The 20259-nt window shown below is 72.3% G+C and carries 18 protein-coding genes; 8 read left to right on the top strand and 10 right to left on the bottom strand.

The genetic code is table 11. The features are described from left to right. Positions 1-31: 31 nt before the first annotated feature. The 4 genes from IE140_RS23080 to IE140_RS23065 form a co-directional block, all read right to left on the bottom strand. A complete protein-coding gene (locus IE140_RS23080; RefSeq protein ID WP_150197558.1) occupies positions 32-1222 on the bottom strand; it encodes a sensor histidine kinase in 1191 nt (396 codons plus the stop codon). Then, entirely contained in the window at positions 1219-2724 is a 1506-nt protein-coding gene (locus IE140_RS23075; protein ID WP_032774572.1) for a sodium/solute symporter, read from the bottom strand. Before IE140_RS23075 ends, IE140_RS23080 begins: the two co-directional genes overlap by 4 nt. Continuing rightward, positions 2721-3083 carry a hypothetical protein gene (locus IE140_RS23070; RefSeq protein ID WP_006129159.1) on the bottom strand — a complete coding sequence of 121 codons (363 nt, stop codon included), beginning with the start codon at positions 3081-3083 and terminating at the stop codon, positions 2721-2723. The genes IE140_RS23075 and IE140_RS23070 overlap by 4 nt, the downstream gene beginning before the upstream one ends. A gap of 86 nt (positions 3084-3169) precedes the next feature. Next, positions 3170-3922, bottom strand: a complete 753-nt coding sequence (locus tag IE140_RS23065; RefSeq protein WP_032762435.1) for a LytR/AlgR family response regulator transcription factor — start codon at positions 3920-3922, stop codon at positions 3170-3172. Between the two features lie 71 nt (positions 3923-3993). On the opposite strand from IE140_RS23065, the gene IE140_RS23060 reads away from it, so the two are divergent. After that, the gene (locus IE140_RS23060; protein ID WP_189460661.1) at positions 3994-4629 is read left to right on the top strand and encodes a zf-HC2 domain-containing protein; all 636 of its coding nucleotides are present in this window, start codon (positions 3994-3996) and stop codon (positions 4627-4629) included. Positions 4630-4694: 65 nt separating this feature from the next. Here IE140_RS23060 and IE140_RS23055 read toward each other — a convergent pair whose 3' ends face one another. The 4 genes from IE140_RS23055 to IE140_RS23040 all read right to left on the bottom strand — a co-directional run bounded on the left by IE140_RS23055 (position 4695) and on the right by IE140_RS23040 (position 10366). Beyond that, on the bottom strand, positions 4695-5555 hold the full coding sequence (locus IE140_RS23055; RefSeq protein ID WP_093437207.1) for an Fpg/Nei family DNA glycosylase: 861 nt from the start codon (positions 5553-5555) through the stop codon (positions 4695-4697). Between the two features lie 36 nt (positions 5556-5591). Further along, complete coding sequence (locus tag IE140_RS23050) at positions 5592-6959, bottom strand: wax ester/triacylglycerol synthase family O-acyltransferase (RefSeq protein ID WP_150195524.1); 1368 nt, start codon at positions 6957-6959, stop codon at positions 5592-5594. A 167-nt stretch (positions 6960-7126) separates the two neighbouring features. Further along, positions 7127-9190, bottom strand: a complete 2064-nt coding sequence (locus IE140_RS23045) for a SpoIIE family protein phosphatase (RefSeq protein ID WP_150195522.1) — start codon at positions 9188-9190, stop codon at positions 7127-7129. A 66-nt stretch (positions 9191-9256) separates the two neighbouring features. Next, complete coding sequence (locus tag IE140_RS23040) at positions 9257-10366, bottom strand: DUF6777 domain-containing protein (protein WP_150195520.1); 1110 nt, start codon at positions 10364-10366, stop codon at positions 9257-9259. 170 nt (positions 10367-10536) lie between these two features. On the opposite strand from IE140_RS23040, the gene IE140_RS23035 reads away from it, so the two are divergent. The 3 genes from IE140_RS23035 to IE140_RS23025 all read left to right on the top strand — a co-directional run bounded on the left by IE140_RS23035 (position 10537) and on the right by IE140_RS23025 (position 13514). Then, positions 10537-11457: a YndJ family protein gene (locus tag IE140_RS23035; RefSeq protein ID WP_150195518.1), complete on the top strand. Its 921-nt coding sequence runs from the start codon at positions 10537-10539 to the stop codon at positions 11455-11457. After that, positions 11454-11966 (top strand): DUF1990 domain-containing protein, encoded by a 513-nt coding sequence (locus tag IE140_RS23030; RefSeq protein ID WP_109181012.1) that lies wholly within the window; start codon positions 11454-11456, stop codon positions 11964-11966. Before IE140_RS23035 ends, IE140_RS23030 begins: the two co-directional genes overlap by 4 nt. 93 nt (positions 11967-12059) lie before the next feature. Continuing rightward, positions 12060-13514 carry a lipase maturation factor family protein gene (locus tag IE140_RS23025; RefSeq protein ID WP_150195516.1) on the top strand — a complete coding sequence of 485 codons (1455 nt, stop codon included), beginning with the start codon at positions 12060-12062 and terminating at the stop codon, positions 13512-13514. 12 nt (positions 13515-13526) lie between these two features. Here the strand turns inward: IE140_RS23025 and IE140_RS23020 are convergent, their stop codons facing one another. After that, a complete protein-coding gene (locus tag IE140_RS23020; protein ID WP_158706104.1) occupies positions 13527-13703 on the bottom strand; it encodes a hypothetical protein in 177 nt (58 codons plus the stop codon). A gap of 359 nt (positions 13704-14062) precedes the next feature. Then, positions 14063-15547, bottom strand: coding sequence for an SDR family NAD(P)-dependent oxidoreductase (locus IE140_RS23015; protein ID WP_150195515.1), 1485 nt, complete (start codon positions 15545-15547; stop codon positions 14063-14065). A 228-nt stretch (positions 15548-15775) separates the two neighbouring features. Here IE140_RS23015 and IE140_RS23010 point away from each other — a divergent pair, with 228 nt between their 5' ends. The 4 genes from IE140_RS23010 to IE140_RS22995 all read left to right on the top strand — a co-directional run bounded on the left by IE140_RS23010 (position 15776) and on the right by IE140_RS22995 (position 20208). Then, positions 15776-16672: an RNA polymerase sigma factor SigF gene (locus IE140_RS23010; protein WP_150195513.1), complete on the top strand. Its 897-nt coding sequence runs from the start codon at positions 15776-15778 to the stop codon at positions 16670-16672. Positions 16673-16875: 203 nt separating this feature from the next. Next, positions 16876-18147: a PP2C family protein-serine/threonine phosphatase gene (locus IE140_RS23005; RefSeq protein WP_150195511.1), complete on the top strand. Its 1272-nt coding sequence runs from the start codon at positions 16876-16878 to the stop codon at positions 18145-18147. Then, positions 18137-19768 (top strand): sensor histidine kinase, encoded by a 1632-nt coding sequence (locus tag IE140_RS23000; RefSeq protein ID WP_150195509.1) that lies wholly within the window; start codon positions 18137-18139, stop codon positions 19766-19768. Before IE140_RS23005 ends, IE140_RS23000 begins: the two co-directional genes overlap by 11 nt. Beyond that, entirely contained in the window at positions 19765-20208 is a 444-nt protein-coding gene (locus tag IE140_RS22995; RefSeq protein WP_030089012.1) for a response regulator, read from the top strand. Before IE140_RS23000 ends, IE140_RS22995 begins: the two co-directional genes overlap by 4 nt. Positions 20209-20259 lie beyond the last annotated feature (51 nt).

Genomic DNA, 20259 nt, shown 5'->3' with positions numbered 1-20259 from the left:
GGCCCATCCCTTCGAAGCTTGAGCCCCGTTCTCAGGAACCGTGCACGCCCGCACGGTACTTGGGCAGCCGCAGCGTGATCTTCATGCCCGCCCCCACCCCGGTCTCGATGACGAGCCCGTAGTCGTCCCCGTAGACCTGGCGCAGCCGCTCGTCCACGTTGAGCAGGCCGATACCGGTGGAGGCGCCTCCCTCGCCGCGCAGGATCTGCCGCAGCCGCTCGGGGTCCATACCGGTCCCGTCGTCCTCGATGACCACCTCGGCCTCCGAACCGGCGTCCAGGGCGCTGATGGTGATCCGGCTGCGGGTGACCGCCCCTTCGAGTCCGTGTTTGACGGCGTTCTCCACCAGTGGCTGGAGGCACAGGAACGGCAGCGCGACCGGCAGCACCTCGGGGGCGACCTGGAGGGTCACGGAGAGGCGCTCGCCGAAGCGGGCGCGGACGAGGGCCAAGTACTGGTCGATGGAGTGGAGTTCGTCCGCCAGGGTGGTGAACTCCCCGTGCCGGCGGAACGAGTAGCGGGTGAAGTCGGCGAACTCCAGGAGCAGTTCGCGGGCCTGTTCGGGGTCGGTCCGGACGAACGAGGCGATGGCGGCCAGCGAGTTGAAGATGAAGTGCGGGGAGATCTGCGCCCGCAGCGCCTTGATCTCGGCCTCGATCAGCTGTGTACGGGAGCGGTCCAGCTCGGCCAGTTCCAGCTGGACGCAGACCCAGCGCGCGACCTCCCCCGCCGCCCGGGCCAGCACGGCCGACTCGCGGGGGGCGTAGGCCACGAGTGCGCCCAGGACCCGGTTCTCGACGGTGAGCGGGACGGCGACGGCCCAGCGCAGCGGGCAGTCGAGGTCGCCGCAGCCGCTGTCGAAGGCGGTGTCGCGGCCGTTGTCGAGGAGCACCTTCAGGTGCTCCATCACGTCCTTGCCGTGGTGGTGCCCGGCCCCGTCCCAGACCAGCACCCGTTCCCGGTCGGTGAGGCAGAGGGCGTCGGTGCCGAGGAGGGAGCGCAGCCCGCGGGCGGAGCGCCGGGCGCTCTCCTCGGTGAGCCCGGCCCGCAGCGGCGGGGCGGCCAGCGACGCGGTGTGCAGGGTCTCGAAGGTGGCGTGCTCGACGGGCGTGCCGACGTCGCTGGGGCGCACCGGGCGGGCGGTACGGCGCCCCAGCAGGTAACCGGCGCCGAGGAGCAGCCCGGCGAGGACGACGACCACGGCGACGGCGGCCCCGGTCATCGCTCCCTCCCCGCGGCGGCCCGCGCCGAGGAGAGGGCTTCGGGGAGGTGGAAGCGGGTCATGGCGGCGTTGGTGCCCGGGGGGATGCGCCCCGGGGTGGCGAGCGAGACGAGGATCATCGCGAGGAACCCCACGGGGACGGACCAGACGGCGGGCCAGGCGAGCAGGGCGTGCGGCCAGCCCGGCGGGCGTACGGCTCCGCTGACGGTGATGGCCACGGCGAGGAGCGCGGACCCGCCGCCGAGCAGGAGCCCCGCGACGGCCCCGGGCGGGGTGAGCCGCCGCCACCAGATGCCGAGGACGAGCAGCGGGCAGAAGGAGGAGGCGGAGACGGCGAAGGCCATGCCGACCGCGTCGGCCACCGGCACCCGGCTCACCAGCAGGGAGCCGGCGAGCGGCACGGCGATGGCGAGGACGGTGGCGAGCCGGAAGTGGCGTACCCCGCGCGAGGGCAGGACGTCCTGGGTGATGACCCCGGCGACGGCCATGGTGAGCCCGGAGGCGGTGGACAGGAACGCGGCGAACGCCCCGCCCGCGATCAGCGCCCCCAGGAAGTCGCCGCCGAGTCCGCCGATGACCCGGGCGGGCAGCAGCAGGACGGCGGCGTCCGCGTCTCCCCCGTACCGCAGTTCGGGGGTGTAGAGCCGGCCGAGCGCCCCGTAGATCGGCGGCAGCAGGTAGAAGAGGCCGACCAGGGCGAGGACGGCGACGGTGGTGCGGCGGGCGTCGCGGCCGTTGGGGCTGGTGTAGAAGCGGACGACGACATGCGGCAGGCCCATGGTGCCGAGAAAGGTCGCCACGATCAGCCCGTACGTCGCGTACAGCGGGTGGTCGGCGCGGAAGACGGCGAGCTGGTCGTCGAAGCTGACCCGGGGCCGGCCGTCGCCCTGCCAGGCGAGGACCAGGAAGAGGGCGGGGACGAGGAGGGCGGTGAGCTTCAGCCAGTACTGGAAGACCTGGACGAAGGTGATGGAGCGCATGCCGCCCGCGGCGACGGCGGCCGCCACGACGGTGGCGACGAGGACGTCGCCGAGCCAGCCCGGAGCGCCGGTGAGGATCTTCAGCGTCAGCCCGGCGCCCTGGAGCTGCGGTACGAGGTAGAGCCAGCCCGCCCCGACGACCAGGGCGCTGACCAGGCGGCGGACCTGCCGTGATTCGAGCCGGCCCTCGGCGAAGTCGGGCAGGGTGTACGCCCCGGAGCGGCGGAGCGGTGCGGCGACGAAGACCAGGAGCACCAGGTATCCGGCGGTGTAGCCGACCGGGTACCAGAGCATGTCGGGGCCGTGGACGAGGACGAGCCCGGCGACTCCGAGGAAGGAGGCGGCCGAGAGGTATTCGCCGCTGATCGCGGCGGCGTTGAGGCGGGGCCGCACGGTGCGGGAGGCGACGTAGAAGTCGGAGGTCGTACGGGAGATGCGCAGGCCGAAGCCGCCGACGAGGACGGTGGCGAGGACGACGAGGGCGACCGCCACCCAGGACGCCATGTGGTCGGGGGTGCTCACGGGGCGGGGCGGCCCTCCACCAGCCGGGCGAAGTCGCGTTCGTTGCGCTCGGCCCGGCGGACGTACCACCAGGCGGCGAGGGTGAGCGGCGGGTAGGTGGCGAAGCCGAGGACCGCCCACACCAGGGCGGAGCTGTTCAGCGCCTCGAACAGAAGCGGCAGGGTGCCCGCGACGAGGGCGAGGACGCCGAAGACGGTGAGCCCGGCGCGGAGCTGGCCGCGCATCAGCGAGCGCACATAGGCGCCGCCGAGGGCGGTCTGCTCGTCGATCTCCGACTGGGTGCGGTAGCGGGGCAGCGGGCGGACCCGCCGCGGCTCTCCCGTGACCACTTCGCGCCGGGGGGTTGGCTCTGCGGACATGGGCTCGGAGTGTAGGCGTCGCCGGGTGGTGCTGGGAAGGGCTTCCGGGAGGTCTCCCCAGGTCAGCGGCGGGCCGACGGCTGTGGTCAGCGACCGCCCTGGCGCATCAGGAGGTCGCGCAGGGCGCGGGTGTGACGGCGGCTGACGGCGAGCTCGGCCTCTCCGATGCGCACGCTCATGCTGCCCGCGTCCAGGCGCAGCTCGTCGATCCGGCTCAGCGCCACGAGGTGGCGGCGGTGGATCCGGACGAAGCCGCGGGAGCGCCAGCGCTCCTCCAGGGTGGACAGCGGAATGCGGACGAGATGGCTGCCGGCGGCGGTGTGCAGGCGGGCGTAGTCGCCCTGGGCCTCGGCGTAGGCGATCTCGTCTATGGGGATGAAGCGGATGACGCCGCCGAGCTCGACGGGGATCTGGTCGCCCGCGCTGTCGTGGACGGGCGCGGACCGGTCCCCCACCTGTTCGGCGACCCGGCGGACGGCTTCGGCCAGGCGTTCGCGGCGGACCGGTTTGAGGACGTAGTCGACGGCCTTGAGGTCGAAGGCGTGGACGGCGAAGCCCTCGTGCGCGGTGACGAAGACGATGAGCGGGGGCGCGGCGAATCCGGCGAGGAGCTGGGCGACGTCGAGACCGGTGAGACCGGCCATGTGGATGTCGAGGAAGACCACGTCGATGGCGGACGGGTCGTCGGGGCCCGCGTCCACGGCGCTGCCGATGCGGCGCAGTGCCTCGGTCGCCCCGGTGGCACCCTCGGCGCTGCGGACACGGGGGTCGGCGCGCAGGAGGTAGAGGAGTTCCTCCAGGGCGGGTTGTTCGTCGTCGACGGCGAGTACGCGCAGCATGAGGCCGGAGTTTAGGGCGTATCCAGGCTGATGGCTTGAGTGATGCGTGGCTTGTTCCCGTACCGCAGTACATGCAGACGACCGAACCCCACATCCGGGTGGGGGCCTATGCGCTGGGTGTGCTCGGGAGCGCCGACACCTTCCGCTTCGAGGAGCATCTGGCGGACTGCCCGCGGTGCCGGCTGCGGGCCGGTGAGTTCGCCGGCGTACGGGACGGACTGGCGGAGGCGGGGCCGCCGGTGGACCCGGGGCCCGGGCTCGCGGAACGCCTGACGGCCGCGGTCGCGGCGGGGCGGCGCAGGTCGGGCCGGCGGCGGCTCGCCCTGGTGGCGGCCGCGGTGGTGCTGGCGGTGGGCGGCCCGGCGGCGGTGGCCGGGCGGTCGGGCGGTCCGGCGGAGGGGGCGGGCGCGCAGAGGTGGTCCGGGACGGACGGGGCGTCGGGGGTGGCGGCGGTGGTGACGGCGGCGGGGCGCGAGTGGGGGACGGCGGTGGCGCTGGAGGTGGCGCGGGTTCCGGTGGTGGGGGCGTGCGCGCTGGTCGCGGTGGGCCGGGACGGCAGCGAGGAGACGGTGGGCAGCTGGTCGGCCGGGGGCGCGGAGGACGGGCCGGTGGAGGTGTCGGGCGGGGCGGCGCTGCGGCCGGAGGGCATCGACCACTTCGAGGTGCGCACGGCGGACGGGCGGCGGCTGGTGACGGTGACGCGGTAGACCGGCGGATCACTCAGGCAGGCGGCGCGGTAGACCGGCGGATCACTCAGGAACGCGGGCAGCCGCTACTTCAGGAATTTCGACAGTCTGCGGTCGGCCAGCGGCTTGCCGCCCGTCTGGCAGGTGGGGCAGTACTGGAGCGAGGAGTCGCTGAAGGAGACCTCCAGGATGGTGTCCCCGCAGACCGGGCAGGCCTCGCCGGTACGCCCGTGGACCCGCATCCCGGTCTTCTTCTCCGCCTTGAGCTTGCCCGCCTCCACCCCGCTGGAGCGGTCCACGGCTTCCCGCAGGGTGGTGCGCAGTGCGGTGTACAGCCGGGTGACGTCGTCGTCGGTCAGGTCTGCGGTCCGTTTGAACGGGGACATCTTCGCGACGTGCAGGATCTCGTCGCTGTAGGCATTGCCGATGCCCGCGATCAGCGACTGGTCGCGCAGCGCGCCCTTGATCTGGCGGCGGGCCCCGGCGAGCAGTGCGGCGAACGCGTCGCGGTCGAAGGCGTCGGCGAGGGGGTCGGGGCCGAGGGTCGCGATACGGGGGACGGCCATGGGGTCGTGGACGAGGTGGACCGAGAGGCTTTTCTTGGTGCCCATCTCGGTCAGGTCGAAGCCGTCGCCGTCCGTGGTCACCAGGCGCAGGGCGAGCGGGCCTTTGCCGGGGCGGGGCGGAGCGGCGGGGAAGGAGTCCTTCCAGCGGAGCCAGCCGGCCCGGGCGAGGTGGGTGCACAGGTGGAGCCCGCCCGCCTCGATGTCGAGGAACTTGCCGTGCCGGGCGACCGAGGTGACCCTCGTGCCCTCCAGGGCGGTCAGCGGCGGGTCGTACGTCTTCAGGACGCTGATCGCCAGCGGGCGGACGCGGGCGATCTCCTTGCCGACCAGGTGGTCGTCGAGGAAGACCCGCAGGGCTTCGACTTCTGGCAGTTCGGGCATGGCTCAAGCCTGCCGCAGCCGGTGTGCCGCTGCCTGTCAGGACACCGGTGTACGGTCCGTGCCGGTGACGAGGGCGTACAGCTCGGTGAACTCGTCCTCGACCGCGGCGGCGAGCCGGTCCAGGTCGGGCAGAGCCTTGCCGTCGGCCACCAGGCCCACATGCACCCGCCCGCCGTAGGTGGACAGCGCGACCGCCAGGGACTGGCCCCGGGCCAGCGGCGCCATGGGGTAGAGGGCGGTCAGCGGGCAGCCGCCCAGCGAGAGTGCGGAGCGGGGCAGCGGCACGCTGGTGACGAGCACGTCGAAGAGCAAACGGGCGGCGTTGGCGGCCAGCGGCGCGCCGAACCGGTGCGCCAGCGGCGGCAGTTGGTCAGCGAGCACGGCGACGGCTCCGGCGCCCTTCAGCGGGCCCGCCGCCTTGTTGCGGTCCATCGCGCTCCGGACCGCCCGGAGCCGCTCGCGCGGGTCGGCCGCGGTGACCGGCAGACCCAGCAGATAGGCGGAGAGCCGGTTGCCGGAGGCGGTGGCCCCTCCGGGGCGGCGCCGGGAGACGGGCACCAGTGCGCGCGGGTCGGCGGCGGGCAGGGAATCGCCCCGCTCGGCCATCCAGCGGCGCAGCGCCCCGGCGACGACGGCCAGGAGGATGTCGTTGGCCGTGCCGCCCTCGGCGCGCCGGATCCGCTGGAGGTCCCCGGCGTCGAGGTCGGCGGTGGCCAGGCGCCGGGTGCCGCTGGAGGGCGCGGTGAGGGCGGAGGGGCCCCACAGGTCGAGACGGCCGGCGCGGACGACGGAGGCCCCCACGCCGAGCGCGCGGCCGACCTCGCCGAGCCGGCCGAGCGCCATGCCCGCCATCTCGCGGGGGTCGGGCAGCCAGGAGCGGGGCGGGACGGCTGTGCGGCCCCGGGCGGCGGTTCGGGCGCTGGTGACGGCGGCGATCTCGTCGAAGATCCCGGCCCCGATGGCGACCGCCCGCATCCCGTCGGCCAGGGCGTGGTGCAGCTTGACCAGGACGGCGAAGGGCCCGCCGTCCGCTCCGCAGATCAGGTACATCCGCCAGGGCGGCAGCCCGCGCCCGAGCGGCCGCTCCATCAGTTCGCCGGCCAGGCGGGTGGCCCCGGCCATGAAGTCGGCGTCGGCCACGACGACCCGCTCGACGTGCCGGTGCACGTCGAAGTCCTTGTCCACCGTCCAGGCCTTGCCGCCGACCGGCAGCAGGACGTCCCGTACGGACATGCGCAGCCGGGGGATCGCGGCGGCACGACTCCCGAGCAGTTCGAGGATCCGCCCCGGGCCGACGCCGGGCGCCGGGGCGAAGACGGCGAGCGCGCCCAGGTGCATCGGATGGGCGTCCGATTCGAGGTGCCAGAAAGCAAGATCGAGCGGGGCCAGAAGCTCGGTACTCAACGGGGCCTCATGTCGTCGAAGCGGCGGGGCCGGGGGTGGGCAGGTCCCCCGCAGTCAATCGTTTGCGGTCGGTCACGGTCAAGCACAGACATATTACGTACTGTTACATCGGTGCGTCGGTCACGGTCGTGCGGCATGCCCCGGGCCGGCCTTCAGCGGGTCGGCCTTCAGCGGGTCGGAATGAGGAACTCGCACCACACACACTTGCCGCTCCCCCGCGACTCCACGCCCCAGACGTCGGCCAGCCGGTCGACCAGCATCAGGCCGCGCCCCGACACCCCGTCCTCCCCCGCGTCGCGGCGCCGGGGCAGGGCGCTGGAGCGGTCCTCCACGTCGACACGCAGCCGCCGCTCGGTGCCGGCGAGCACCCGGATCGTCACGACGGCCCCGCCGTCGGTGTGCATGAGCGCGTTGGTGATCAGCTCGTCGGCCGCGAGCTCGATTTCGTCGGCCCGGTCCTTCGCGCCCCAGGCCCGGACCGCGGCCCGGATCATGTGCCGGGACGAGCTCAGCGCCTCGGGGTCGTTCTGGGCGACGTGCTGCTGGAGCCGGCCGCCCGGCTGCGGGGCGTGCGCGGCCCGGCGGCGCAGCAGCAGGACCGCGACATCGTCCTGGCCGCCGCGCCCGTCGACCGCGTCGCAGAGCTGGTCGGCCAGTTTCTGCAGGTCCTGGGGGCCGTTGGCGACGAGGGCGGTGAGCCGCTGCATGCCTTCGTCGAGGTCGGAGCCCGGCAGTTCGACGAGACCGTCGGTGAACAGGATCATCGTCTGGCCGGGGTCCAGCTCGACCGTGGAGACCGGATACTCCAGCCGGCCGAACTCCGCCGAGAGACCGAGCGGCAGACCGCCCTCGGACACCACGCGGCGGCAGCTCCCGTCCACGTCCCGCACCACCGGGTCCACATGCCCGGCGCGCACCAGCTGCACCACCCCGGTGGTGAGGTCGGCCTCGGCATAGGTGCAGGTGGCGAAGCGGTCGGTGTCCAGTTCGTGCAGGAAGACGGAGGCGCGCGCCATGACCGTGGCGGGGCTGTGGCCCTCGGCGGCGTACGCGCGGAGCACGATCCTGAGCTGGCCCATGACGGCGGCCGCGTGGGTGTCGTGCCCCTGGACGTCCCCGATGACGGCGCCGACCCGGCCGCCGGGCAGCGGGATCAGGTCGTACCAGTCACCGCCGATGTCCCGGCCGAGGCGGGCGGAGCGGTAGCGGACGGCGACCTGTGCCCCGGGCACGGACGGGATCCGGCGCGGCAGCATGGCCTGCTGGAGGCCCTCCGCGAGGTCGTGCTCCTGTTCGTAGAGCATCGCGCGCTGGAGGCTCTGGGCGATCGACGTGCCGAGCGCCATCAGCAGATTGCGTTCGTCGGCGGTGAAGCCGCCCTTGTCCCGGTAGAGCAGACCGAGCGCGCCGATCGGGCGGGCCTGGGCGATCAGCGGCATGTAGGCGGCGGAGGTGATCCCGAGGTGGCTGATGTTGGGCCACAGGATCGGGTAGGAGGCGGCGAAGTCCTCGGCGGACTCGATGAAGCGCGGGGACAGTGTGCGGACCACTTCGCTCATCGGGTACTGCTCGTCCACCCGGGTGTACCGGGTGCCGGGGACGTACGCGCCTTCGGGGCCGTCGGCCACCAGGTGGATGCGGCCGGACTCCAGCAGGCCCATGACGAGGCTGGTGGCCCCGAGGTGGGCGAGGCCCTGGGAGTTCTTGAGGACGGCGATGACATCGTGGACCGTACGGGCGTGGGCCAGGGCGGCGGTGGTGCCCTCGACGAGGCTGGTGCGCCGCCGGCGCTCCTCGTCCAGTTCGCGCCGGGCGGTGGAGTCGGCCAGTTCCTGGGTGGCGTCGCGGACGATCCCGATGATGCGGCGCGGGCGTCCTGTCCCGTCCCGGCGGACGAAGCCCTGGGTGTGGGTCCAGCGCAGGGTGCCGTCGCGCCGCTGGATGCGGAAGTACGCGCCGTAGTTGGTGCGTCCGCTCTTCAGGGCGTGCGAGACCATCCCGTCCAGGCGCTGGGCCTCGTCCGTCGGAACGCGCGGCGACAGTGAGGCCGGCCGGTCGTCGTATTCGTCCGGGGTCAGATCGAACACGTCGAGGGCGGTCCGGTCCATGTGCATGAGGCCGGTGTCAAGATCCCAGTCGAAGCTGCCCATACGGTTCAGGGCGAGGCTGAGGTCCGGGTGGGCGGGCCAGTCGTCGGGGAGTGACAGGGCACCCGCTACCCGATCATCCATGTGGGCCACTCTGCCACCATTTTTCCGATTCCTCTTGTCCGATTCCGCCGGCCGGACCTCGTCCGGTCAACCAGCGAACACGTCACCGAGATCCGCTTCCATGGGCGCGTCCGACTGCGCGGGCCCGTCCGGCCCGGCCGGCTCCTCCGGATCGGCGGGGAAGACCTGGGTCGGCTCAGGCACCACCTCCTCCGGGTCGCCCTCCTCGTACTCCCACGGCTCCTCGGGCGGCATGTCGCCGAAGTCGTCGGACGACTCTCCGGGTCCGGGGTCCGTCGGCGCCTCCGGCTCGGAGGGGGCCGGCCCGGACGGGGTGGAGTCCGGGGCCGGGGGCTCGGACGGGCGGCCCGGGGACGGGAAGAGCAGGTCGGCGTCGGGCTCGAAGGGCGGCGGGTCGTCCGGGTCCCGGTCACGGCCGCCGCTGTCGCCCATGGCCCGCTCGATCCAGGTGTTGTCCTCGGCGTTCACGATGATCAGGCTCGTGGCCGCCTTGACGCCGGGCTCGACGGCCACGATGCGCGCCGGGTCGTAGCCGGGCCAGCGCTCGCCCCGGTGGGCGACCTTCCCTTCGGCAACCACGGGCGGGCCCAGCGGGTTGCCGCAGGCGCAGCGGACCCTGGGCATCCCGCGGCTGTCGACGAGGACGGCGGTGCCCGCCTGGAGCACGGCCTGGAAGGCGGTGGCCGATCCGGCGCTGTAGCCGTGGTTGGTGACCTGGGCGTCGGCGCGCAGGACGACCGGGGTGAGGGACTTCAGATAGCCCGGGATCTGCACCGCCTCGATGCCGGCCGCCTCGGCGAAGGCGTTCGCCTTGCCCTTGTCGTCGGTCAGGAGTGTGCTCTGCTGCTCGACATCGCAGGCGGCGACCGACCGGGTGCCGCCGTAGAGACCGGGGACGGCGCCGGAGACCGGATGGACCGTCCGGGTGGCGGAGCCCGGTTCGCCGTCCGGTGCGCCGGTGGGGGACGGGGTGGCCGCCGCCCGCGCCGTGGACGCGGTGAACGGTCCGGGGCCGGGGGACGCGAGCGGCTGGAGCAGGACGTCCTTGGCCTCCGCGGTGCCCGTGGTGCCCTTCGCCGTGCGGTCGGCGTCCTCGCCGCAGCCGGCGACGGCGAGCAGCACCCCGGCGGACAGCGCGGCGAGCGCGGTACGCCGGAAACGTCCTTGTGAGCGCACAGAGGTCTCCTGCCTGTCCCTGGGGATACGGATCGGGTGTCACCATCTGTGCCGCACCGAGCACGGACCCGCAAGCGGACGGGCGACCGCCACCCCCGCATTGAACGCGTTCAATTAATCCTCTACGCTCACAACCGTGAGTTGAACACGTTCAAACAAGGGGGGAAGCCGTGTCCGCACTGGTCAATGCCATCGTCATGCTGGGCATGCTCGTCGTCGTGCCGGCGGGTCTGCGGCTGACCGAGCAACCGGAGCTGGAGCGGATCCGCCGGCTCTGGCCGCTCTTCGCCGCGCCTGGCGCGCTCGCCCTCTGGCTGCCGCGCGGCGCCACGGCCACGGCGCTCGCCTGCGTCTACGCCGCAGGGACCGTGCTGCTCGCCCTGCACGCCCCGCGCCGGGCGGCCCGGGGCCGGGACCTCGACCCGGCCGGGATCGCCCTGCTCACCGCGCTGGTCACCCCGTCCGTCGCCGCGACCGCTCTGGTCGCCGAGCGTTCGGGGCACGAGCTGTTCGGTTTCGACCTCGGCATCCTGGCGCTGACCGTGCCGCACTTCCACTTCGCCGGATTCGCCGCCGCCCTGATCGCCGGGCTGGTCTGCCGGGTCTCCGACGGCCCTGCGGGCCGCTTCGCCGCACTGAGCGTGCCACTGGGCACCCTGCTCGTCCTCGTCGGTTACTTCATCGGGGACTGGGCCGAACTCGCCGGGGCCGTCGTCCTGACAGCCGGGATGTGGACCGTGGGGCTGCTGACCTGGCGCATGGGGCACGAGGAGGGGCGGGACCGGACGACGCGGTTCCTGCTGCTCTGCTCCGCCGCCGTCCTGGTGGCGACGATGCTGCTCGCGCTGAGCTGGGCGCTCGGCGAGGCCACCGGGCTCCCCCACCCCACCCTGACCTGGATGGCCGCCACCCACGGCCTGGGCAACGCGCTGGGCTTCGCGCTCTGCTCGCTGCTGGCCTGGCGGCGCATCCACACCCACGATGCCGCCCGCACCGAAGCACATACCGACGCCGTACCGACGGCCCATGCCGACGCCCGCACCAACGCCCTCACCGACGCCCTCACCCGAACCGAAGGCAGGACCTCATGAGCACCCTCACCTACCCGGAGGTCGGCGCGACCCGCCTCGGCCCGCTCCCCCGCGGCTACCACCACCTCCACCACCGCACCCGGGTCGGCCGGGGAGAGGCGGACTTCGCGGCCGCCGGCGCGGCGATAACCGAGTGGCGGATGCACCGTGCGTCGGGCGCCCGGGTGGAGGCTTCGGCCCGGCGCGCGGAGCCCGGCGGAGGCGTCCGGGTCTCCCTGGGCCTGGGCCCGCTGCGGTTCACCGCCCCGTGCGAGGTGATCTGGACGGCGTACGGGGAGGACGGCCGCACCGGCTTCGGCTACGGCACCCTGACCGGGCATCCGGAGCGCGGCGAGGAGTGCTTCGTGGTGGATCTCGCGGAGGACGGCACGGTGTGGTTCACCGTTCTGGCGTTCTCGCGCCCCGCCACCTGGTACGCCCGGATCGCCGGGCCGCTGGTGCCGGTCGTGCAGCACTGGTACGCGCGCAGGCTCGGCCGCACGCTCCGCCGGATCGTCGCCGCGGGCTGACCGCCCGGCCCGCGAGCGGAGGGGCCCGGGCGGGACCTGCCGGTTGCGGCCGGCGGGGAGCCCCGGGCCGCCGGTCGGCCGATACTGGCAGGGATGGAATGGTTCACCGCGGACGGCTACTGGCTGAGCCGGCTGATCTTCCAGCGGGCCCTGGCCGTGGTCTATCTGGTCGCCTTCCTCTCCGCCGCCCTCCAGTTCCGGGCGCTGATCGGCGAGCGCGGCATGCTGCCCGTCCCCGAGCTGCTGCGGCGCACCCCCTGGCGAGCCGCTCCGGGGCTCTTCCGGCTGCACTACTCGGACCGCCTCTTTGCCGCTGTCGCCTGGGGCGGCTGTGCCGTCTCGGTGGCGCTGATCGCCGGGCTCGACGGTCTGCTGCCGCTGTGGGGCGGGATGCTGCTGTGGGCGCTGCCGTGGGTGCTGTATCTGTCGATCGTCCAGGTGGGACAGGTCTGGTACGGGTTCGGCTGGGAGTCGCTGCTGCTGGAGACGGGGTTCCTGGCGATCTTTCTCGGCACCGGGGACACCGCCGCCCCGGTCCTGGTGCTGTGGCTGCTGCGGTGGCTGCTGTTCCGGTTGGAGTTCGGCGCGGGGCTGATCAAGATGCGCGGCGACGCGTGCTGGCGGCGGCTGACGTGCCTGGACTTCCACCACGAGACCCAGCCGATGCCGGGGCCGCTGAGCTGGTTCTTCCACCATCTGCCCCGGCCCGTGCACCGGGTGGAGGTGGCGGCCAACCATGTCACCCAGCTGCTTGTGCCCTTCCTGCTGTTCACCCCGCAGCCGGTGGCGAGCGCGGCGGCCGGACTGATGGTCCTCACCCAGCTCTGGCTGGTCCTGTCGGGGAACTTCGCCTGGCTGAACTGGCTCACCATCGCGCTTGCGCTCTCCGTGATCGACTGGACCCCGCTGGCCGGGCCGCCGCCGGCCCAGGCCGCGCCGCCCCTCTGGTACGAGGTGGTCGTCTTCGCGGTGACCGCCCTGGTGCTGGCGCTCAGCTACCGCCCGGCGCGCAATCTGCTCTCGCGGCGGCAGGCGATGAACCGGTCCTACGATCCCCTGCACCTGGTCAACACCTATGGCGCGTTCGGTTCGATCAGCCGGATGCGGCTGGAGGTCGTGGTGGAGGGCAGCGCCGATCCGGTGATGCACGAGGGCGCGGAGTGGCGGGAGTACGGCTTCCGGGGCAAGCCGGGAGATCCGCGCAGGCTGCCGCGCCTGCTCGCCCCGTACCACCTGCGGCTCGACTGGATGATGTGGTTCGCCGCGCTCTCCCCCGCGTACGCGCGCTCCTGGTTCGGCCCCTTCGTCGACCGGCTGCTGGAAGGCGACCGGGACACGCTCCGGCTGCTCGGCCACAACCCGTTCCCCGACGGACCGCCCCGCCATGTGCGCGCCCGGGTGTTCCGCTACCGGTTCACCGGGCTCCGGGAGCTGCGGACCACCGGATGCTGGTGGCACCGCTGTTACGTCCGGGAATTCCTGCGGCCCGTCTCCCGGCCACTGCCGCCGGAGCGGAGGGGCGGGGGGACGGGCCGCGGGTCGCGCTAGAAAGCCTCGGGGTCAGTCGATGCCGGGCAGGATGTGCGGCTCGGCGAGGTCGTCCTCGTATCCGGCGAGCCGGATCGGGGCGGATCTGGCCCAGACCTCGATGTTCCGCAGCTGCTCGGGCCGGCCGGGCCGCCCGTGGGTCCGTTCGGCGGGGCGCATTTCGCGTTCGGTCAGTTCCGGTGTCGTCACCGCGCACTCCTCTGTGTCGCGTCACCCAGGGCGTCGCCGACGCTCCGGCATCGATGCCGGGGCACGACCGCCCCGAGTGGGGCAGGGATGGTGATATTTCGGTCGCGGTGGCGCCGGTTCGGGGCGGAACAGCGGCCGGGTTACCGACCGTGTCCCAGGACGGTCCAGGAACCTTCGTGGGCCCCTCGATGGCGTCCGTTCGCCTCAGCCTAACCAAATGAGCGACGCCGCGCTCGATAGAATGTGTGCGGTAGGTCACTTTCAGCCACCGGGGACAGCGAAAACCCGGCCCAGGAAACATCCTGGGCCGGGTTTGCCGCCGCCGCGCGGAGACCGTCCGGCCGGTTGGGCCGTTCGGATTACCAGTTGGCCGGGGCGTAGTCCTTGAGGAAGCAGCCGAAGAGGGCCTCACCGCTCTCGCCGCGCACGATCGGGTCGTAGACCCGGGCCGCGCCGTCGACCAGGTCCAGGGGGGCGTGGAAGCCCTCCTCGGCGAGGCGCATCTTGTCGGGGTGCGGGCGCTCGTCGGTGATCCAGCCGGTGTCCACGGCCGTCATCAGGATGCCGTCCTTCTCGAACATCTCCTGGGCGCTGGTGCGCGTCAGCATGTTGAGCGCGGCCTTGGCCATGTTGGTGTGCGGGTGGCCCGCGCCCTTGTAGCCGCGGCTGAAGACGCCCTCCATCGCGGAGACGTTGACGACGTACGCGTGCTTGGCGGCGGTGGCCGCCATCGCCGGGCGCAGCCGGCTGATCAGGATGAACGGCGCGGTGGAGTTGCAGAGCTGGACTTCGAGGAGCTCGATCGGCTCGACCTCGTCGACCGTCTGGATCCAGCTGTTGGTGTCGTGCAGGTCGGGGACGAGGCCGCCCGCGTCGATCGCGGTGCCCGCGGCGATCCGGGCCGGCGATGCGGAGCCGGTGACCAGGGCGAGGTCGGTGACCTCCTGGGCGCTGAGGCCCTCCTTGCGGGCGGAGGGCAGGGCGGCGACCCGGTCGACCGAACCGCTGTTGAAGGTGCCGATGACCTCGGCGGCGGGCAGCTCGCCCGCGGGCAGCGGCGCCGACTCCGCGCCGACCAGCTCGCTGTAGGCCCCCGGGGAGCGGCGCACGGTCTGGGCGGCGTTGTTGATCAGGATGTCCAGCGGCCCCTCGGCGGCGACGGAGTCGGCCAGCGCGACGGCCTGGGCCGGGTCACGGAGGTCGATGCCGACGATCTTCAGCCGGTGGATCCACTCGTCGCTGTCCTCCATCGCCTTGAAGCGTCGGATCGCGTCGTTGGGGAAGCGGGTCGTGATGGTGGTGTGCGCGCCGTCCCGCAGCAGCCGCAGCGCGATGTACATGCCGATCTTCGCCCGGCCGCCGGTGAGCAGCGCCCGGCGTCCGGTCAGGTCGGTACGGGCCTCGCGCCGGGAGCGGTTCTCCTTGGCGCAGGGCTGGCAGAGCTGGTGGTAGAACGCGTCGACCTCGACGTACCGCGTCTTGCAGATGTAGCAGGACCTGGGGCGCTGGAGGATGCCCGCGATCTCGGCCGTGGCGGAGGAGGAGGGCAGCACGCCCTGTGTCTCGTCGTCGATGCGGTCGGCCGAGCCGGTCGCCGTTGCCTCGGTGACGGCCCGGTCGTGGGCGGTCTTCGCGGCGCGGCGCTCCTGGCGGCGGCGCTGCTTCACGGTGCGGTAGATCCCGGCGGTCGCGCGGCGGACGAGGATGGCGTCCGGGTGGTCGACCTCGATCGTGTCGAGCTCATCGAGCACGCTCAGGCAGACGGCCAGCCGCTCCGGGTCGATTCCGGGACCGAACTCCTCGATTCCGGGAGCGAACTCCGCGCTGTCCTCTGTCACCGTCATCGCCGTTCCTCTGCCGTCTTCTCACCGCGGGTCGTGGGTCACCGCAGGCCGAAACACCCCGCTCAAGTTTGCCATGCGCGGGCCACTGCTCCATTCGGGCGGCCGAGCACTGAGGACGGAGCGTGCGGAGACGATCGAAAGAATCTCAAAAAAGATGCGCATGACTTCGCGAAGGCGGGGCATGCGCTGGTCCGACACATCTGCATCGGTAACAGGGAGGGCGTCACCATGACGACGATGTCGGCGCGAGCCACCGGAAGCACGACGCCGTTGAGCGACGGCCGGTTCGGCACGCAGGCAGCGGACGTCACAGGGGAACTGCCCTGGATCGAGGACGCCGGCAAGGTCGCCCCGCAGGATGCCCGCGCCCTCTCCAAGATCTTCTTCGACCGCCTCCAGACGCTGGAAGAGGGCACGCACGAGCACCAGTACGCCCGCAACACGCTGATCGAGATGAACCTCTCCCTGGTGCGCTTCGCCGCGTCGCGATTCCGCAACCGCGGCGGCGACGACACCGAGGACATCATCCAGGTCGGCACGATCGGGCTGATCAAGGCGATCGACCGGTTCGACCTGTCCCGCGAGGTCGAGTTCGCCACCTTCGCCGTCCCCTACATCGTCGGGGAGATCAAGAGGTTCTTCCGCGACACCACCTGGTCGGTGCATGTGCCGCGGCGGCTCCAGGAGCTGCGGGTGGACCTCGCCAAGGCGAAGGAGCAGCTCTCCGCCGAGCTCGACCGCGACCCCACCGTCAAGGAGCTGGCCACCCACCTCGACCTTCCCGAGGAGGAGATCATCGAGGGGCTCGTGGCCGCCAACGGCTACTCGGCCGGTTCGCTCGACACCCCGTCCGCGGACAGCGACTCCGGCCAGGAGCAGCGGGCGTACGCCGATGTCCTGGGCGAGCCGGATCCGGGCATGGAGACCGTCGAGAACCTGCACACGCTGGCCCCGCTGTTGGATCAGCTCGACGACCGGGAGCGCCGGATCGTGCAGATGCGGTTCGGGGCGGAGATGACGCAGTCGCAGATCGGGGCTGAACTGGGCGTTTCTCAGATGCATGTGTCCCGGTTGCTCAGCCGGATCGTCCAGCAGTTGCGCAAGGGTATGAGCGTCGAGGCGTGAGACCCCGCACACCGTTCGGGTCCCGTCCCAAGTCCGAAGCCGTCCGCCCCTCCGGGCGGGCGGCTTCGTGCCGTCCGCTCTTCCGGGCGGGCGGCTTCGTGCCGTCCGCTCTTCCGGGCGGGGGCCGACGAAGTGCGTTCCTCGCATATGCTTTCCGATGATCAGGCCGGACGCACCGTGCCGTCGCACGAGAGGGTGAGGGCTTGAGCGAGTCACCCGTGGGCACGTCGCAGATCCCTGCGGGCATCCCTGGCATCCCCACCCAGCAGGTCGGCATCCCTCACCGCCCCGAGCCCCCGCTGTGGAACCTCGACGCGACGATCCTCCTGGTGGAGGACGACGCGGGCGACGCGCTACTCGTCGAGGAGATGCTCTCGGACAGCGAGCTGGACTCCGCCCTCACCTGGTGCAAGACACTGGGTGAGGCCCGCACGTTCCTGCGCGCCTCGACCGCACCGGTGTGCGTGCTGCTCGATCTTCATCTTCCCGACGTCCACGGCCTGGACGCCGTGCGCCAGATCCTGGAGACCGACAGCGAGGCCGCGATCGTCGTCCTCACGGGCTTGGAGGACTCGGGCACCGGGCTCCGCGCGGTCGCCGGAGGCGCCCAGGACTACCTGGTGAAAGGCCGTCTGGGCCCCGAGGTCCTCTCGCGCGCGATCCGCTACGCCCTGCAGCGCAAGGAGGTCGAGCGGGCCGCAGCGGCGTTGCGCGCCAACCAGCTGATGGCCCAGGAGAACGCCCGGCTGGAGCGCGGTCTCCTGCCCGTACCGCTGCTGCGGGACGACTTGTTCCGCGCCCGCGCCCGTTACGAGCCGGGGCGTGTCCACGGGCTGCTGAGCGGTGACTTCTACGACGTCGTGCAGACCGCGGACGGCACGGTGCACGCGGTGATCGGCGATGTCTCCGGGCACGGTGCGGCCGAGGCCGCGCTCGGCGTGTGTCTACGGGTGGCCTGGCGTACCGCCGTACTGTGCGGCACGTCCCACGTCGAGCAGATCGCCCTGCTGGAGGAGATCCTGGTCGCCGAGCGCTCGGACGCGCACGTGTTCGCCACGGTCACCTCCCTGGTGTTCCCGCCGGACCGGCGAAGCGTCCAGGTCCTGCGGGCCGGTCACCCCGGCCTGCTGCTGCGCCAGGGCACCGGTGTGAGGTGGGCCGAGCCCGAAGGCGGCATGGCGCTCGGGCTGCTGCCCGGAATGGGCCGATGGCCGACGGTGGACATTCCGCTGTCGCCCGGGGCAGGCCTGGTGCTCTTCACCGACGGCCTCTTCGAGGGGCGCAACGGACCGGAAAGCCGCCTGGGCGAGGAAGGGCTGCTGGCGATGGCGGAGGCCAACGGGCATCTGCCCGCCTCCGCGTTCGTCGACGCCCTGGTGGCGGGAGCCGCCGAAGGGGCCGCGCCGTACGGCGGGCTCGCGGACGATGTGGCCGTGCTGCACCTGGCCTGGGGATCGGAAGACGATGAGCACTGACAGCACCAAGGGGATACCGGCAACGAGCCTCGCCGCTCGACTGTCGGTGCAGTCCTGGGTCCATCTGATACTCGGCGGTTTCGTCGTGGTCGTCTGCGGCTGCCTGGTGGTCGGCGGACTGGTGCTGTCCCGGATGTCGGAGCGCACCGACGAGCTGGTGGACCGCATCCAGCCGGCGCGATCGGTCTCCTTCCAGCTGCAGAACGCCCTGCTCGACCAGGAGACGGGGGTCCGTGGGTTCGCCCTGACCGGTGACCGCTCCTTCCTGGAGCCGTACGAGGCCGGGAAGAGCGCCGAGCGGGAGCGGCTGGCCCAGGCCCGGGAGCTGGTCGGCGACGACGAGCGGCTCGCACATGACCTCGACGCCATCGAGGCCGCCGCCGGCCGGTGGCGGCAGGACAAGGCCGAGCCGTTGATCGCGGCGGTTCGGGAGAGCGGTCCCAGCCGCTCCGGCACCACCGCGCAGCTCCAGAGCAGCAAGACGGAGTTCGACAACCTGCGGCGCGCGTACACCGCACAGCAGGGGCATCTGGCCGAGGCCCGTAACCGGGCCCGGGCCGACCTGAACGCCGCGCGCTCCACCCGCGACTGGGTGGTGGGCATCCTGCTCGGTGTTCTCGTACTGACCATCGTGACGCTGAGCGTGCTGCTCCACCGGGTGGTGGGCGGGCCGCTGAACCGGCTCCGCGCCGCCTCCGAAGCGGTGCGCTCGGGCACCTTCGACCGCCGGATCGAGATCCAGGGTCCTTCCGATGTCCAGGATGTGGCCGGGGCCGTCGAGAACATGCGCCAACGGCTCTCCGACGAGCTGGCCGAGACGCAGAAGCGCGAGGACCTGCTCGCGGACCAGACGCAGGAACTGCGCCGCTCCAACTCCGAGCTGGAGCAGTTCGCCTACGTCGCCTCGCACGACCTCCAGGAGCCGCTGCGCAAGGTCGCCTCGTTCTGCCAGCTCCTGGAGAAGCGGTACGGGACGGAGCTCGACGACCGGGGCAAGCAGTACATCGCGTTCGCCGTGGACGGCGCCAAGCGCATGCAGGTCCTCATCAACGACCTGCTGACCTTCTCGCGCGTGGGCCGGGTCCACGAGGGCTGGAAGCCCGTCGACCTGGGACGGTCGCTCGACCGCGCCTTGGGCAATCTGGCCGCGGCGGTCGAGGATTCGGGGGCGGTGGTCGAGCGGCCCGAAGAGCTGCCGGAGCTCGTCGGGGACGCCACCGCCCTCACCATGGTCTGGCAGAACCTCGTCGGCAACGCGGTGAAGTTCCGCCACCCCGACCGGTCGCCCCGGATCACCGTCGACTGCATGCGCGAGGACGAGAACTGGCACCTGACCGTGTCGGACAACGGGATCGGGATCGCGCCCGAATTCGCGGACAAGGTGTTCGTCATCTTCCAGCGGCTGCACGGTCGCGACGAGTACGACGGCACGGGCATCGGCCTCGCACTCTGCCGGAAGATCATCGAGTTCCACGGTGGCCGGATCTGGCTGGAGCCCGAACCGGTCGAAGGTACCCGGATACACTTCACCCTGCCCGTCGCGCCCGAGGCGCCCACCCACACCACGGCGGAGCTGCTCGCTCACGCCCAGCTCACCAGCCAGTCGGGAGACGCTTCGTGAACACCCCTGTGCAGCCCATCGAGGTCCTGCTCGTCGAGGACGACCCCGGCGACGAGCTGATGACCCGTGAGGCCTTCGAGGACAACAAGATCCGCAACACCCTGCACGTGGTGCGCGACGGACAGGAGGCGCTGGACTTCCTCTACCGGCGCGGCGAGTACACGGAGGCCCCCCGCCCCGACCTCGTGCTACTGGACCTGAACCTGCCCAAGTACGACGGTCGGCAGGTGCTGGAGCAGATCAAGGGCGACCCCGAGCTCTCCCTCATCCCGGTGGTCGTGCTCACCACGTCGTCGGCCGAGGAGGACATCCTGCGCAGCTACAAACTGCACGCCAACGCCTACGTGACGAAGCCGGTGGACCTCGACCAGTTCATCGCCGCGGTGCGCCAGATCGACGAGTTCTTCGTGACCGTGGTGCGACTGCCCGGACGTGCGTAGGATCGGTCCGGATCTCCTGGAGTGGGATCCTTCGCCACGGGTAGACGATTG

Origin of the sequence: Streptomyces parvus (assembly GCF_014648875.1) — a bacterium.
Lineage (GTDB): Bacteria > Actinomycetota > Actinomycetes > Streptomycetales > Streptomycetaceae > Streptomyces > Streptomyces parvus.
Note: the sequence above shows the minus strand (reverse complement) of the source record. Positions and strands in the feature narration are given on the sequence as shown.